The sequence below is a fragment of the Pseudomonas sp. 18173 genome, assembly GCF_050432945.1.
GTDB lineage: Bacteria > Pseudomonadota > Gammaproteobacteria > Pseudomonadales > Pseudomonadaceae > Aquipseudomonas.
This window is the reverse complement of sequence record NZ_JBKFTN010000020.1, coordinates 67,438-83,165: the sequence shown is the minus strand read 5'-3', so window position 1 is coordinate 83,165 and position 15,728 is coordinate 67,438. Positions and strand designations below refer to the sequence as shown.

Genomic DNA, 15,728 nt, shown 5'->3' with positions numbered 1-15,728 from the left:
GCAATGTTCAAGGCCACGTTTAATCGAGACTAATACCACACGGGGGCAAGTGTTGATTCGTTGCTCAGCGCTGCCATGTTATTTTCGGAGTTCGGGCACGGCTGTTGTTGATGCTCCAATCCAGGATCCTTCCCTCAGCGCCATAAGTGGCCGACGCCTTGATTAGCGAATCGATGTCGGTGAAACGAATTTCATCCATTGCACCGATCAGTCCTTTTTTCAGGTAAACACTATCGCCATCAACCGATATTGGAAATGCCGATGGTCCTGGCGCATGACCCCTGAAATGAAACTGGAATCTATAGTCGCGGTCGAGCATGAACATCCCGGGTTCATTGAGTTGCTCTTGTAATGTAGTCGGGAGGTCAGAATGTGAAGACCATGGCAGCTCTATGCTGTCCATTTCACCTGGAATCTGTTTAAAGCCATTTGACTCCAGGGCTTCAAGCAGGTTATCGAGGCTCTTGAAGCGAACATTGTCAATTGTTGGCCATTCCTCATGTTGAATATGGATAAGGGGGTTGTCAGTCTTGATGGGGATGTAGCCAATATCGCCATTGGCATCGCAGTATAAAATGGCAAGATAACTAAAGTTTTTTTCTTTCCAAAGTGTTTTGGATGCGGAGTAACGGGCTTCGTCTGAAATATACATCGTGCAAAATCCTTTTGCGGTTAGTTGGGGTCTTCAAACTCTATCGCGTAAAATAAAAAACATTGTGCGGAATGTATTTCCGCGATTTTCAAGTTATAAAGTTATTACTGTGATACTGGTTGTCCGGTCGGTCTATTAGCTTGAGTTGTGTCGCGCTTTTTTGCCGGCGAATGCTTGTCCTGTGTCCTCTACGGCACGGCGAAATCTCTGTAGGCAACAGGCGACAGTTCCTGCTTTCGGCAACGCGGCGGCTGGTTATGTTGGTGTTCCAAAAAATAACTGCCATGGAATGCACATGAATGACCCTCTGCGCGACCACGAAGCACCGCCGCATCCAGCCCTGCACTTGCGTGATGAATTGAAAACGGCGGTAGCGACCGCACTGCCGCAGACGCCGGAGCAATTCGGTGCACAATTGATCCGGGAAAAGTGGGGACAGGATATCGATCCAGACTCGGCCCTGCTGGTAACGCTTGACTACGACACCGACGCAAGTGCCGGGCGGGGCGCGATCCATCAGGGGCGGGTAAACAACTCACGCACCCTGGTGCAGGCAATGCTGTCGAATTATCAAACCGTGGCTGACGGCCGTTTCGGCGAAACGGCGTTTGGTTTGTATACGCCTCCGGACATCGGGCCCGAGATTCATGTCGTTGGTCCGGTCGATGACGCGGCGGCCAAAGCCGTGGATTACTATCACGACTATGAGGGGATCTATCGGAGCACAACACCCCAGACTTACGGTCCCTCGACACAAATCGCCCTCAGGCCGGCCGACTTCAAGAAGTGGGTTTGGGAACTGGACCTGCAGTCCCGCTATCAGGCCTGTCTTGAGCAAGCCTGGCCGTCAGCCGAGCGGATCGTGCGGGCCGAGCCTTACGCGTTGAGGACATCGGTCAAGGCGGCTTTTGTCATGAGCGCTTGCCTGCAACATCAGGAAGGCAGCCTGAGCCAGGCCGGCCTCGCATTGGCGATGCAGGCGGCAGGACTGCCGGCGGAGCAGACCTGGGAAGCACTGGTAATCACCCAACTGCAAGCGCCGACCCGCGTTGGTACGCAGATCGAAGCGGGACGCCTGACGATCTACCGCTACACCTCGTCCGACATCTGGTTTTTTCGCCAGCGCAGCAGCGCCCGGGCACTGCTGTATATCCCGGCCAACTCCTCGCCCTTGCATGAGTTCGCCGACATCCGCCACATGCGCGACTGGGTCGTGGCCCAAGGCAGGATTGGCGACACGCAACAGGCCCTGGCCAGCCATTTTGCCGAAGAAGACCGTGACGACGGCACTTTCCATGCGGGTGTACTGACTGCGCTGGAGGGCCTGGCGGCTTATCCGAATGAGTACAGACTGAAAAAGACCGCCGGGTTCTTCAATGACGACGGCTTTTGGGATCCGCAGGACTATATCGATTTCGAGCGCTCTTCTGCGGCCACGGACCCTTTTGCGCAACTGGTATTGACCATGAGGCAAGCGTCGATGGCCAGCGTCAAAACCATCCGCGACGATGCCCAGGTCAATCGTGACAACCTCAGTGCGGTGGTTGAGCCGCTTGTGCGCTGGATCAACCGGTTCGGCCCGTTGGCCTTGTTTGTTCCCGGTGGCGAGGGTTTGCTGGTGTTGGCCGCAATCATCGATGCCGGCTACGGCCTCGATCAGGCCGTCAACGGTAAAACCCCGGAGCAGCGTTCCGAAGGCATCACCCGTACGGTATTCGGTTTGCTCAACGCGTTGCCGCTTGCCGGAGCGGGAGCTGCACTCAAGGGCGAAGGCTCAAGTGCCAAGGCACTGGGTGAAACGCTGGACGAATCCGGCGAACCGATCCGTGAACCGGGCGCTCATCCTTTGCCAGAGGTGACGATCAAGCCTGAACCCGCTCCAGCGACCCCGGTCACCCGTCTGGAGTTGATGCGCAGTGTCTGTACGCCATTGGCTGCATTCAGCGATGAGGTGTTGGGCCAGATTGCCCGGATCAGCAGCGTCGACGACGATCTGTTGCGTTCGATGCAAGCCGGACACCCCCTGACGCCTTTGCTGGCCGATACCATCAGCCGCTTTCAACTCGAGCAGACCCTTGAGACGGTTGCCGACCCGGTCATTCGGGCGCAAATGTTCGACAGCCGCTATCAGGCGCTCCAGCAATCGGATAGCGAGTGGGTCCGGTTGTTTCTGCGGGAGTATCCGGGACTGCCAAAAAGCGTTGTGGAACAGATTCTCGATCGCTCGGGAGTCGAGATCGCCCGGCCTGTGGAAGCAGCCGAGGCACTGCGGATGATCAAGCGCCTGGACGGCAAGGCCCGCGAATATCAGAGCCATGCAAGACTCAATCGCGCTTTTGAAGGCCTTTACCTGAAGACGGTTCACCAGCCTGATTCCGACATCCTGGCCTTGCACTCCATCAGGCAATTGCCCGGTTGGCCCGAGCACCTGCGTATCGAAGTGCTCAAAGGGACGATCAGTGGCCGTGTGCTGGATCGCTGTGGCCCGCTCGATTCGCCGGACTGTCGCCGGTTGGTCAGGGTGGAGGGTCGCTATCGGCATTCGGCGATGACAGATTCAGTTGAAGGCGAGGACATGTTTGCAGCGTTGTTTGGCGTGCTGTCTGCCGACGAACGTGCTGCGATGTCGTTGCATTCATCCAGCGAGCTGAGGCGGCGCATCGGTGAATGGGCATTGCCCCGTTCCGAACTCATGCTTGGACTCAACCGAATGGACTCGGGCCTGCCCTTCGAGGCGTCGGGTTTGCGCGGCGGTGGCTATCCGCACACACCGCAGGGGGCGGATTTGACTCACGAGGTAAAGCGGCTATTGGTCAAGGATCTCTACCCCGACTTCACTGATGCCCAGGCCGATGAACTGCTCGATCGCGCGGGGGGTGGTGCCGAGGCGTTGCTGGAAAGTCTGAGGCTGCAGCTGCAACAGTTACGTAGCGACCTGAGCTCCTGGATCGATCAGGCCGTGCTCGATGTCGATGATATGGATCTGGATTTTCTGGCTGTGGGCGACGAGGATGCTGCCGGCATGAATCCGCAGCAAGTGGAGGCGCACAACGTTGGCTTGTTGCAGCGCGTGATCGAGTATGAGCGCGAATCCCGCGACGAGCTTGCCGACAAACTGATCGCCATCTGGCAAAAGTGTCCGCCTCACGTCAATAACGTGTATTCCAACGAGGTTTTTGCTGGCTACAGGCTCGATCTGGGTTTCGAGGATTTCCATCGGTTGCCGGTGATGAACATTCATTTCGATGAGGTCATCGAACTGTCGCTGCAGGGCTTTCATCTGGTCGAGCGCGAGAGCCTGAATGCGTTTCTCGAGAGCTTCCCGAACCTGCGGTCCCTGGACCTTGAACGTGTCGATTTGCGTCACCTCAATGCAGAGGAGGTGCTGGAGGGTGTATTGCCTCCAGCCATTCGGCGAATGACTCGGCTCACTTCGCTCAACCTGAGGTCCACGTTCCTCGAACTCAAGGAAAATACGGCCTCGCAGTTTCTCGACCTGGTCAACCTGCAAATGCTGGATCTGAGTGACAACCCGCTGGTCACTCCACCATTGGTACTGGGGCTGAACGAGTTGCGGGTGTTGAACCTGAGAAACACCCGGATCAGCCATTGCCCTATCGGCATTGCCGACGAGCCGTACCTGACCTCACTGGATTTACGCGACAACCAGATCAGCCGTGTCCCAGAGGCCGTCCTGAATCAGGCGATCTCTCGGGGCCAGGTCAAGTTGTGGGGTAATCCATTGACGGATGAAGACACGCTGGTGCGTTTGGTCGAGCATCGGGAACGCACCGGCATCAATCTCTGGCTCGGCGAGCCCGGTGCTCAATACGGCAGTGCGATACCGTGGCTGAAGGAGGGTGATGAGCTGTTGCGTGCAGCCCGGAACCAGATCTGGCAACGACTGGCGCTCAAATCTTCGGGAGCCGTGTTCCTGCGAGTCATGGACGGGTTGAGTCTGACGGCGCAGTTCCGGGTCGGATACTGGCTGTTGCAAGCGCGGGTGTGGCGGTTACTGTGCGAGGCGGACGCATCTGAGGAGTTATGGGGCTGGCTGCGTCAGACGGTAGAAACAACGCTGGCGGATGCGCAAGATCCATTCAGGCTGTTTGGCGCTCTGGAGGATAAAGTTCAACTTTATCGCGACTGGGTAGGCTTGGGGCGGCCGATTCGGATGGGGGACCATCCGGTACCGTAACGGGAAAGGAAACACCCTGAACCCCGGCGCGGGGTTCAGGGTATGACGATCAGCGGCGACGGAACAGCGGCAGCGGTTCGTCAGTGGCGGCCTGATAGGTCACCGAGAAGTCCTTGAGACCTTCCAGCGCTTCATACGGGTCTTTATCGGGGCGTACGGCAAACGCGTCGAATCCACAGCGATGCATGTAGAACAACTGGTCGCGCAGCACGTCGCCAATGGCCCGCAATTCGCCCTTGAAACCATAACGGTCACGCAGCAGGCGGGCATTGGAGTAGTTGCGGCCATCGGTGAAGGCCGGGAAGTTCAAGGCGATGACCTGGAACTGCGCCACGTCTTCGCCGATTTCCTCGGCTTCTTCATCGGCGTCCAGCCAGATGCCCAGGCCACCGTCGCGGGCCAGGAGCATACGGCTGTGTTCGCGCCACAGCTGCAACGGGACGATGTAGTCGTCGCAGTTGGTGATCTCGTCGATACTGAAATCCTTGGGCAGCAGGTGCCAGGTTTCGTCGACGACCTCGTTGTTCTTAATGATTCGCTGCATAGACGCGTTCCTTGAAGAGGTCGATGCCAATACGCTGGTAGGTGTCGATGAAACGCTCGTCTTCGGTACGTTGTTCGATGTACACGTCGATCAGCTTCTCGATCACGTCAGGCATGGCTTCCTGGGCGAAGGACGGGCCGAGGATCTTGCCCAGGCTGGCGTCGCGACTGGCGCTGCCGCCGAGGGAAACCTGGTAGAACTCTTCGCCTTTCTTGTCCACCCCGAGAATGCCGATGTGGCCGACGTGGTGGTGACCGCAGGCGTTCATGCAACCGGAGATGTTCAGGTCAAGTTCGCCGATGTCGAACAGGTAGTCCAGGTCGTCGAAACGGCGCTGGATCGATTCGGCGATCGGGATCGACTTGGCGTTGGCCAGGGAGCAGAAGTCACCGCCCGGGCAGCAGATGATGTCGGTCAGCAAGCCGATGTTCGGCGTGGCGAAACCTTGCTCGCGCAGCTCGCTCCACATGGCGAACAGCTTTTCCTGTTCGACGTCGGCCAGAATGATGTTCTGTTCGTGGGAGGTGCGCAGTTGGCCGAAGCTGTAGCGGTCGGCCAGGTCGGCCACGGCGTCGAGCTGCTTGTCGGTGATGTCGCCCGGGGCAACGCCGGTTGGCTTCAGGGACAAGGTCACGGCTACATAGCCCGGCTTCTTGTGGGCCAGGGTGTTGCGCACGCGCCAACGGGCGAAGCCCGGGTGCTGCTGGTCGAGCTCGGCCAGGGCGGCGGTCTGGTTGTCCAGCGCCTTGTAGTCCGGGTCGACGAAGTGTTTGGCGACGCGCTGCACTTCGGCTTCGGTCAGCGTGGTCTGGCCACCGCGAAGGTGCTCCATTTCCGCATCGACTTTCTGCGCGAAGACTTCAGGCGTCAGCGCTTTGACCAGGATCTTGATCCGTGCCTTGTACTTGTTGTCGCGACGGCCGTAGCGGTTGTAGACCCGCAGGATGGCGTCGAGGTAGCTCAACAGGTCTTGCCATGGCAGGAATTCATTGATGAATGCACCCACCACCGGCGTACGGCCCAGGCCGCCGCCGACCAGCACACGGAAGCCCAGTTCGCCAGCGGCGTTGTGCACCGGCTCAAGGCCGATGTCATGGACTTCGATGGCGGCGCGGTCGGAGGTCGAACCGTTGACGGCGATCTTGAATTTGCGCGGCAGGTAGGCAAATTCCGGGTGGAACGTGGTCCACTGGCGAACGATCTCGCACCATGGGCGCGGGTCGATCAGTTCGTCGGCGGCGACGCCGGCAAACTGGTCGGTGGTGACGTTGCGCAGGCAGTTGCCGCTGGTCTGGATCGCGTGCATCTGCACGGTGGCCAGTTCCGCGAGAATGTCCGGAATGTCTTCCACGGCCGGCCAGTTGAACTGCACGTTCTGCCGGGTACTGATGTGGGCGTAGCCCTTGTCGTAGTCGCGGGCAATCCTGGCCATCATTCGCACTTGCCGCGAAGTCAGTTGGCCGTAAGGCACGGCGACTCGCAACATCGGTGCGAAACGCTGGATATAAAGGCCATTTTGCAGGCGCAGGGGGCGGAATTCTTCTTCGCTCAGCTCGCCTGCCAGATAGCGTCGGGTCTGATCACGGAACTGCTTGACGCGGTCCTCGATGATCCGCTGATCGTATTCGTCGTATACGTACATATAAGTCCTGTTCTCAGGCTTGGGTCGCTCGGATACAGCTGCGTTTTTGTGCTTGCCGGAGTCCGATGGAGCCTCTGCAATTCTGCGCGCACGGCCGCGCACTCCCTTCGGAGCCGGGGCAAGATAACAGTTTGCAGTTATGCGTAAAAGTGATGTTTGAGCATATGTAAAGAACCAAATCGCCTAATGAGAATCGTTGTTGCAAAGACCCTGTTTGTGGTGCGGGCAATCGTCGTCTTTACTCTGCTCGAGTCTTTGTGCAATCACCGATAAAACCGACAAGAGGCGATGCAATGAGCAACCCAACCAAAGCACGGAAAAGCGATAGCACCGTTGATGCCTGGGCAATTTTGTTCCTGATCATCCTGGTCGTGGGGACGGCGGTTTTCTGGGTCAGCCATCAGTAAACGACCCCGTCCGGGCCCGATTCCGACGATTGTCCTACAAAAAACGGATTAATCGCCGTTTTACGGACGTTCGCTGGCTATAATGCGCGGCGAATTTCCGGGGGCTCGGACGACCAATGTTGAAGTTTCTGTGTGGCGTATTACTGGCGCTGGGCATGGGCGTGGGAGCTTGTGCCCAGGCCGCGTCAGTGTTGTTCCTGAACCCGGGAACCCCCACGGAAGCTTTTTGGGCGAGTTACTCGCAGTTCATGCAGGCCGCGGCGACCGACCTGGGGATGGATTTACGCATCCAGTATTCCGACCGGGTCTCCGAAAACACCATCCACCAGGCGCGTGAAGCCCTTCAGGGCTACCATCGTCCCGATTACCTGGTCTTCGTCAACGAGCAGTACATCGCCCCCGAAATCCTGCGGCTGGCCAAAGGCAGTGGTGTGAAGCTGTTCATGGTCAACAACGCCCTGACCCCGGATCAGATGAAGCTTGTCGGCGCACGACCTGACAAGTATCCCGATTTGCTCGGCAGCCTGGTGCCCAATGACGAGGAGGGCGGCTACCTGATGCTCAAGGAACTGATCCGGCAGCACGGCCCGGTAGCTCCCGGCCAGACCATCGATCTGCTGGCTTTTTCCGGCTTGAAGATCACCCCGTCCGCGCAGTTCCGCGAAAAAGGCATGCGGCGCGCCCTGGCCGAGCACCCCGAGGTGCGTTTGCGGCAGTTGGTATACGGCGGCTGGACCCGGCAACGCGCCTATGAGCAGGCCAGGTTGTTGTTCAAACGCTACCCGCAGACGTCGCTGGTCTGGGCTGCGAACGACGAAATGGTGTTCGGTGTGATGCAGGCCTATGTCGAAGCGGGAGGTGTGCCAGGCAAAGGCGTGTTGTTCGGCGCGATCAACAATTCACCCGCTGCGCTGCAGGCGCTGCTGGACGGTCGCCTGAGTGTGTTGCTGGGCGGGCACTTCACCCTCGGTGGCTGGGCGCTGGTGCAATTGCATGATTACGATGACGGCGTGGACATCAGCCAGTACGGCGGTCGCGACCGACAGATTCCGTTGCTGCAACTGATCGATCGGACACAGGCCCGGCGACTGCTGGCGATGGGCACCGCGCAGGGCTTCGGCGTGGACTTCCACAAACTGTCGGCCAAGGGACGTCCCGCGTCCTGGCGTTACCCGTTCACCCTGCAAACCCTGATGCACTGAATCGCCTCAAACCCCGGCCAGAAACAGCACCAGCTTGACGATACCGAACAGCGTCAAGGCAAACACCACCGTGAAGCCAATCCCCAGGATCACGAAATGACTCGGCTTGCCGTGAGTGAAATCACGGGCCCGGTTTTTCCCGCTCTGCACCCCGAACGCCGCTGCCATGACGCTGTGCAGCATTTGCCAGAAGGTTGGCGGTTTGTTGTCGGCCGGATCGTCCATAAATCCCTCACGTGAACGTAGCTCCTCAGAGCATAGACAATCCGGCGTTTGGTGCAGGGTTTGAGCAGCCTGCTGTCGAAGCATCGGGTAACCAATCCACGCGATTGCAATAACTATCTACCGCAGCAGGGGCTACCCGCAATGCTGTCATGTCGCTCCATTTGTCAGGAGAGACACCATGTCCAGCCATTCCCCGACTTCGCCCACCGAGGCGAATACTCACACCCGGACCTTGAACAGTAAGCATCCTGTTCCAGGAAAAAGCAGTGTTCATCACCGACTTCTTGAGCTGATGGCTCCGGACTGGTTGGTTGACGCCACGCCGCAAAGGCGAGCTTCGATGAAAAAGACTGATGCGCGCCTGCCGGACTGGTATCAACAGGCCTCCGCGTATCAACAGCAGGTCCTGGCAGAGAGCTTCACTGCGAGCTTCACCGCGCAGACCCGATTGGACAAGGCGATGTCATTGCTGCAGGACATCGATACCTTCGCCGCACCGATACTCGCCAAAGCCCTGAAGGATCAGTTCGGTGTTGAAGTAGACGTCAGCAAAACAATGGTGTGTCTGCGGCGCCCCCTGGAAATCGGCGCCCTCGAAATCGAAGCCTCGACGTTCGAGGTCATGAAGCTGACATTGCTGCAGGCTGCGCTGCATAACTTCGAAGAGTCCGAGTGCGAGGAGGGTGCATTCCATCGCAGCTCCGGATTTGTCGTGGAAACATCGACGCCCGCTACGTTCGAGGTTGTCAGCGTCAACATGACGATCAGGCAGTTTTTGTCTCTTTGTCGCACGCTGGATATCGGCGCGCAGTATCAAGCCCATATGAACGGCTTTTTCCACCCTGCGCAGGTGCGCAAGGAAACGACACTTCGTGAGCGATTCATTGCCAGCCAAAAAACGGCGATGCGAGCGGCCGCTGAACTGGCCTTGTTGAAACGGGATATCGAACCGCAGGACTACGCGATGATCCTGGCGGTGATTGACGGCGAGGTTCATCCGTGGCTTGGCGGCAGGCAGGTCTGGTTTTGTGACCTGAGTTTGATGAAACGGCGGATGACTGGCTGCGTCGTGTTCGGCATCTGTGAAAAATATCGTTATACCAATGATTTCATTGTCTACGTTCCCCACGATCCGGAGCATCCGCTCAAGCGTTACACGTCTTCGCAGATGAGAGAAGAATTCAAGCGGCAGTTCACGGCCCGGGGGGCATCATCGGCAGATGGCGCCACACCGACGGCGCACCAGCTTTTTTTCAGCCAGTTCGTGGCCTACGCCGACCGGCCTTATTACTTCAGTCAGTTCACCCGAAAATCGGCGGATTCGCCGTCTGACCCGTTTCGCTCCATCTGGGTGACAGTCACCCAGTACATTCCGCCTCTTTCGACGTTTACCCGTATCAAAGAGCTGCCTCCAGAGCGCCAGGGCAAGCGGGAACCGGTGGAAGATCCCTATCTCGACCCTCACAGCGTCGTTCGCCAAGGGGCTGCCGGCATCTGGGCCCCCAACACCGACCTCTGGACATATCTCTATGAGCAAAACCGCGCGAAGGTCATCGCCGATGCGCGCAGCCATGCGGTTCCCACAGCGGATGTCGATGCAAAAGTACGCGCCGAGAAGCTCAATCACCTGCTGGAAATCGGCATGTTGGGGTTGAACCTGGTGTCGATGTTCGTACTGGTTCTCGGCGAGGTCATGCTCACAGTGATGGCCGGGCAACTGCTGTACGAGTCCTTCGAAGGGGTCATCGAGTGGAGTGAGGGCGATCGCAACGCGGCGAAGGCGCATCTGATCGATGTGGCGGAAAACCTGGCGCTGATCGGCGTGATGGCGGGTGTGGGCAAAGGTGTCGGCAAACTGACAGCAGTGAAGCCCGAACCCATGATCGAGGGCATGGAGCAGATCGAGCGGGCCAATGGCGATACACGATTGTGGAAACCAGACCTTCGTGGTTATGAGAGTGATGTCGCGCTGGGGCGTGACGCTGTGCCTGACGCGTTGGGACAGTACCGGGCCGATGGCAAGACTTACGTGCGGCAGAACGGCAAGCACTACGAGACAACCTACGATGAGTCGCTGAAAAAATGGCGCATCAACCATCCGACGGATGAGCAGGCCTGGCAACCGATTCTTGAACACAACGGACATGGCGCCTGGCGCCATACGCTTGAGCGTCCGCTTGGGTGGGACCGACTGACCCTGTTGCGTCGCATGGGCCATGTCACCGATGGGGTCAGCGACGAGCAACTGCTCAAGGTTGCCGACGTCAGCGGCGTCAACGACAACGCCTTGCGCAAAATGCACATGGATCATCTGCCTCCGCCCCCTGAGTTGCTTGATGCCTTGCGGCTGTTCAAAACTGATCCTGGGGTTCCTGCGGGTATCGAGCAGGCAGGTCACCGACCATCGATCAGTCGGTTACAGCGCGCTTGTCCTGGCCTCAGTGAGACTGCTGCCAATAGAGTTCTGCTCGATGCCAGCGCAGAGGAACTCGCGCGCCTGAACGCCACCCGACGAATTCCGTTGAGAATGCTGGAGGAGGGGCGTTGGTATGCACGGCAAGGGCGTACAAACCAGGCTTTCGCCGGTTTGCATATGGAAAGTATGGCGTCGGCTGACAGCAGGTGGCTCGCACTGCGGGCACTGGAAAAACTGCCGGGCTGGTCCGGCGAGGTGCGCCTGGAAATTCGCGACGGCCACGTCAAAGGTCCGCTGATCGATGGTATTGGCAGCGAGACTGCCGCGACACGCAGGTCTGTGGTCAAGCGGGGGCCGGCCTTTCAAGCATTTGATGAACGGGGAACAGCGCTCAATAGTGTGCCTGGACCCGGCGTGCGCTTTTTCGACGCGCTCATGCACGCCTTGCCGAAGGAGTCCCGCCAGGCATTGGGCGTTCCACATGCATGGCAGAGCGTCGAACTGCAGAAGGCGATAATCGATTCTGCCGGCAAGCATCGAGCGGATCTGGTGCAAATGCTGCAAAAGCGTTTCGGCAGCCAAAGAAGGTTAAAACCACCCGTACGTGTGACAGAACGCACCGTGGGGTACTACGCCAGCGGGCGCGGGCAAGGTGTCAATCCTTCGCTGCTGACTCGCGTACAGGATCTTTATCCGGGACTGACCGATCAGCAAGCCAACGGTTTTATCCTGAGGCAGTTGCGGGCGGGAAAAACCGATGCACAGATTTATGACCTGTTGCAGGCGCGTATGCGGGAGTGGGATGAACTTCGCACCACGCTTGATGAATGGGTTGGTGGGTCCGCAGCGGATCCTGTTTTGCAGTCCATGCTGGGGGGCAAGACCTCTGTCGCGAACAACATCAAGCAATGCTGGCGCAACTCACCATTGGCCGAAGAGTTCCCCCATTCAAGCTCACTGGATTTGGTCTGTGATGATCCGCTTCCCTCGCTGAACGCGGATTTTTCACACGTGCGTGAGCTGAGCGTTCGGGGCCGGTGCATCACTGACGCCAATGCCGATGCACTGCTGGCGGATTTTCCCGGGCTGAACAAGCTGCGGATAAATGCGACAAACCGTGAGTTCACCAAGGTGCCGCAAGCATTGAGCGGGATGCTTGATCTCAGCGTCTTGAGCCTGTACTCATCGGCGCCCGCTATAGCGGAAATGACATCAGGATTGAGTTCCCTGACGAAGCTCGAGGAGCTGAGTATTGATTTTTCGGGGTTTACGCCGATGAGCCTGGATGTCAGCCAGATGCGCAATCTGCGCAAACTGGAGGTCGTTGTCCCTTCGATGAACCAATGGCCGGCCGGAGTTCTTGAGCTGCCCCACCTTGAACGCCTGAACCTCAAAGGCACAAACATCAGCAGGTTGCCCGACGGCATTTTCGAGGGGCATGAAAAGCTATGGTCCGGGTTGTCGCTGGACTGGTCGCTGTTCCCGCGCGAAAACTTCAAGCCGGCGTACGAGTACGTCAGGAATCACCCGGAACATCTGGTTGATCAGGAGGAAATGGTCAGCGACTACTGCAAGGGCGAGCTTATTCGTCTGGGCGTGTGGGGGAGGCACGACTTTTCCGGGGCGGTGTTCAACCGTTTCCTTGAGCAATGGCGGGGGGCCGAGTCAAGGTTCAAGGCGATTGAAGCCATCAGCGAAGAATTCAATGCACTGGAGCAGCAATTGAACGACTGGAGCAGCCGTGCGCAACCGGATATGAATGAGTTTGTGGGGCGCTCGTGGACGGCGGCAAATATCAAGGCTTGCTGGCAAAGCGGTGTGCTCAGGCGCTACGGCTTGAATGTCGATGCCTCGGTGCTTGAGTTGTCAAACCCTGACGTCAGTGAGCTTCCGGAGTTGCCCGCGGGTGCTTTCCCCCATGTGCAGACTTTGAATTTGAGGGCGGCGCGCGTACCCGCTGAACAGTTTCGAGGTTTTGTCAGGGGATTCTCCGAACTTGAAAGTCTCGACCTGCGTGGCAATGGTTTGACCGATGTACCGATTGAAGCAGCGGATCTTGCGAAGTTGACCCGCCTGGATCTTTCCGATAACCGGATAGTCGTCAGCCCGGCAGTTCAGCAAACGTTTGCGGGCATGGAGGCTCTGCAATCCCTGGACTTGAGCAATAACCCGCTGAGCTCACTGGACGTGAGTGCAATGACTTCGCTCAAGGCCCTGAATCTGCGAGCGACGCAGCTGCATGAGTGGCCCGTTGGGGCACAGGATCTGCCGCAGCTGATCTATATGGATTTGCGTGACAGCAAAATTTCCTCACTGCCGGCAATATTGCCGGATGAGGTGCTGCTCAAAACCGACTTGACCGGCACGCCGTTGAACCCGCAAGCCGTGACGGCTCTGCAAGGCGCCCGGCAGCGGATTGAATCCGCCAATGGGCTGGCGACCGGTTCACTGGAAAGATTCGCCCTGGAACAAGTGCCGTCGACCTTCCCGCCGAAGGAGAGCAGCTATTCGATCAGTCGTCGTTTGTTGCCTTTGCCGCCAGTCCCAGCGGGCGAGGGCAACGTGCATTTCGCCAGGCGCCTGCAACGGTTGAAACCGACTCTCGCCGATGATGAGGCCTTGCGAGTGGTCGAACAAATGCGCGAGAACGGGGTAACCGACGTGCAAATCAGCGAGCGGTTTGCCGGATGGGACCTGACGTTCGAGGCACTGACGCGCCGATTGAATGGATGGCTATTTACGCGGGAGTCACGCGGTGATGGCTGGATAGTTTCATCCGAAAGCCGTCGGTTGGCCTCCTTGCGAATCATGGAGTGCTGGCGCGAAGGGCTGGCCGGCACTGGCGCTGTGACAGGCTCAAAGCTGGATCTCAATGGTCTGCAACTGGGTGATCTGCCTGAGCTGCCAGCAGAATTTGCCCATGTGGATACCTTGAACCTGACCGGTGTAAGGCTTACCGCACAAGGCTCCAATGGTTTCTTCAGAGCCTTTGCAAAAGTGAAGACGCTGGAGCTTAACGGCAATGAGCTGGAACACTTGCCTGAACCGATCCAGTCCATGAGTCAGCTTGAGCGGCTGGAACTCTCCACCAACCGGTTGAGCGACACCGAGCACCTTTATAGCTCATTGAGCCGCCTGGAGCGTTTGCAATGGCTGGACCTGGGTTACAACGATCTGGAGACTTTCGATGTCAGTCATTTTGAGCAACTCGAAACACTCGATCTGCGCCGCAACGATCTGACAGCCTTCCCGGAGGGTGTACTGCAAGCCCGCCATCTCAGAACCTTGAACCTGAGCCGTAACGACATTACATCGATACCGCCAGAGGCCCTGGATAACAGTCACGAAGCGTTGATGGCCGGTACCGACCTGAGTGACAACCACAACCTGTCGCCTGAGAGTCTTGAACGCCTGCGCGATTACCGCGAAGCCGGCCGGCGCGACACTGTGCTGGGGATCTCGCGTTCCGAGCTTGACGAGATGATGGTTCAACCCAGCGAAAGCGAGAGCGCCGAATCTGATGAAGACCTCTCCGATGTGAGTGTTGATTCCGCACAAAAAGCACCGTGGCTGGCCGATGCTCCTCCCGAGGAGTCGAGCAGGAAATCGCAAATCTGGAACCGTCTCGTCTTGGAGCCGGACAATGCTGCGTTCTTCCATTTGCTTTCGCGCCTGCAGGATACGCAGGAGTTCAGGGTGGCCAAGGCGGATCTGACCCGGCGGGTGTGGAGTGTGCTGGAGGCTGCCGCCAGCAACAGCGAGTTGCGCGAAGTCCTGTTTGCCAGCTCCAGTACCCATGGCACTTGTGTCGATGGTCGAATCCTGACGTTCAGTGGCCTGGAGAGCAAAGTGTTCACCCACAATGCCTTGCTGGATATTCCGGTCGGGCGGCTGGCCTTGAAGGGGCCGGCTTTGTTGCGGTTGTCCAGGCAATTGTTCCGCCTGGACAAAGTTGACGACCTCGCCACGAAAGCGGCGGCGGCTTCGGGGGAGGATCAGGCAGAGGTGCGCCTGGGCTATCGAATCGGTTTGACGGGAGGCTGGAGTGACGGTCTGGAGTTGCCCGGTCAGCCCAGGCACATGACGTATGCCTCGGGTGTAACCCCCCATCAACTGGCCGATGCGCGTATACAAGTCAGCAATGCCGAACAGAGCGATGGTTTTTTCGAAGACCTCATCCAGCGCGATTACTGGGTGGACTACCTCAAGGAAAAATACCCGCAAGCGTTCAGGCAGCTCGACGAGGCGGATGTTTCCGGGGAGGTGGATGACGCCGACGAAGCGGCATTGATGAATCAGTTATTCGAGCTTGCAGCTGCACGCAACGGCAAGATGATCGAGCTGTCTCGCAAGGAAGTCGAGGAAATCGGCCAGTCTGCCAGCGGGGCGGGGCAGCCGGGCACATCGAGGGATCTGCCGCGGTCCTGAAGCATCAAGGTTGG

Annotated in this window: 7 protein-coding genes; 3 read left to right on the top strand and 4 right to left on the bottom strand. The window is 58.2% G+C overall.

All coding sequences use genetic code 11. From position 1 onward, the window contains the following. Positions 1-64: 64 nt before the first annotated feature. Positions 65-652 carry a hypothetical protein gene (locus ACLD1X_RS21480; RefSeq protein ID WP_429371059.1) on the bottom strand — a complete coding sequence of 196 codons (588 nt, stop codon included), beginning with the start codon at positions 650-652 and terminating at the stop codon, positions 65-67. A 295-nt stretch (positions 653-947) separates the two neighbouring features. On the opposite strand from ACLD1X_RS21480, the gene ACLD1X_RS21475 reads away from it, so the two are divergent. Then, complete coding sequence (locus ACLD1X_RS21475) at positions 948-4,850, top strand: dermonecrotic toxin domain-containing protein (RefSeq protein WP_429371057.1); 3,903 nt, start codon at positions 948-950, stop codon at positions 4,848-4,850. A gap of 49 nt (positions 4,851-4,899) precedes the next feature. Here the strand turns inward: ACLD1X_RS21475 and ACLD1X_RS21470 are convergent, their stop codons facing one another. Together ACLD1X_RS21470 and ACLD1X_RS21465 are read right to left on the bottom strand one after the other, a co-directional pair. Further along, on the bottom strand, positions 4,900-5,394 hold the full coding sequence (locus tag ACLD1X_RS21470; protein WP_111283403.1) for a DUF934 domain-containing protein: 495 nt from the start codon (positions 5,392-5,394) through the stop codon (positions 4,900-4,902). Then, positions 5,378-7,036 (bottom strand): nitrite/sulfite reductase, encoded by a 1,659-nt coding sequence (locus ACLD1X_RS21465; protein ID WP_429371055.1) that lies wholly within the window; start codon positions 7,034-7,036, stop codon positions 5,378-5,380. The genes ACLD1X_RS21470 and ACLD1X_RS21465 overlap by 17 nt, the downstream gene beginning before the upstream one ends. A gap of 523 nt (positions 7,037-7,559) precedes the next feature. Here ACLD1X_RS21465 and ACLD1X_RS21460 point away from each other — a divergent pair. Beyond that, on the top strand, positions 7,560-8,645 hold the full coding sequence (locus ACLD1X_RS21460) for an ABC transporter substrate-binding protein (protein WP_429371053.1): 1,086 nt from the start codon (positions 7,560-7,562) through the stop codon (positions 8,643-8,645). A 6-nt stretch (positions 8,646-8,651) separates the two neighbouring features. Here the strand turns inward: ACLD1X_RS21460 and ACLD1X_RS21455 are convergent, their stop codons facing one another. Continuing rightward, complete coding sequence (locus tag ACLD1X_RS21455; RefSeq protein WP_429371051.1) at positions 8,652-8,870, bottom strand: DUF2970 domain-containing protein; 219 nt, start codon at positions 8,868-8,870, stop codon at positions 8,652-8,654. Between the two features lie 178 nt (positions 8,871-9,048). Here ACLD1X_RS21455 and ACLD1X_RS21450 point away from each other — a divergent pair, with 178 nt between their 5' ends. Continuing rightward, on the top strand, positions 9,049-15,714 hold the full coding sequence (locus ACLD1X_RS21450; protein ID WP_429371049.1) for an NEL-type E3 ubiquitin ligase domain-containing protein: 6,666 nt from the start codon (positions 9,049-9,051) through the stop codon (positions 15,712-15,714). Positions 15,715-15,728: the final 14 nt, after the last annotated feature.

Excerpts from the sequence above, each read along its gene's own strand:
- ACLD1X_RS21460 (WP_429371053.1), top strand. The coding sequence starts at position 7,560 with ATGTTGAAGTTTCTGTGTGGCGTATTACTGGCGCTGGGCATGGGCGTG.
- ACLD1X_RS21475 (WP_429371057.1), top strand. The coding sequence starts at position 948 with ATGAATGACCCTCTGCGCGACCACGAAGCACCGCCGCATCCAGCCCTG.
- ACLD1X_RS21470 (WP_111283403.1), bottom strand. The coding sequence starts at position 5,394 with ATGCAGCGAATCATTAAGAACAACGAGGTCGTCGACGAAACCTGGCAC.
- ACLD1X_RS21480 (WP_429371059.1), bottom strand. The coding sequence starts at position 652 with ATGTATATTTCAGACGAAGCCCGTTACTCCGCATCCAAAACACTTTGG.
- ACLD1X_RS21450 (WP_429371049.1), top strand. The coding sequence starts at position 9,049 with ATGTCCAGCCATTCCCCGACTTCGCCCACCGAGGCGAATACTCACACC.
- ACLD1X_RS21465 (WP_429371055.1), bottom strand. The coding sequence starts at position 7,036 with ATGTACGTATACGACGAATACGATCAGCGGATCATCGAGGACCGCGTC.
- ACLD1X_RS21455 (WP_429371051.1), bottom strand. The coding sequence starts at position 8,870 with ATGGACGATCCGGCCGACAACAAACCGCCAACCTTCTGGCAAATGCTG.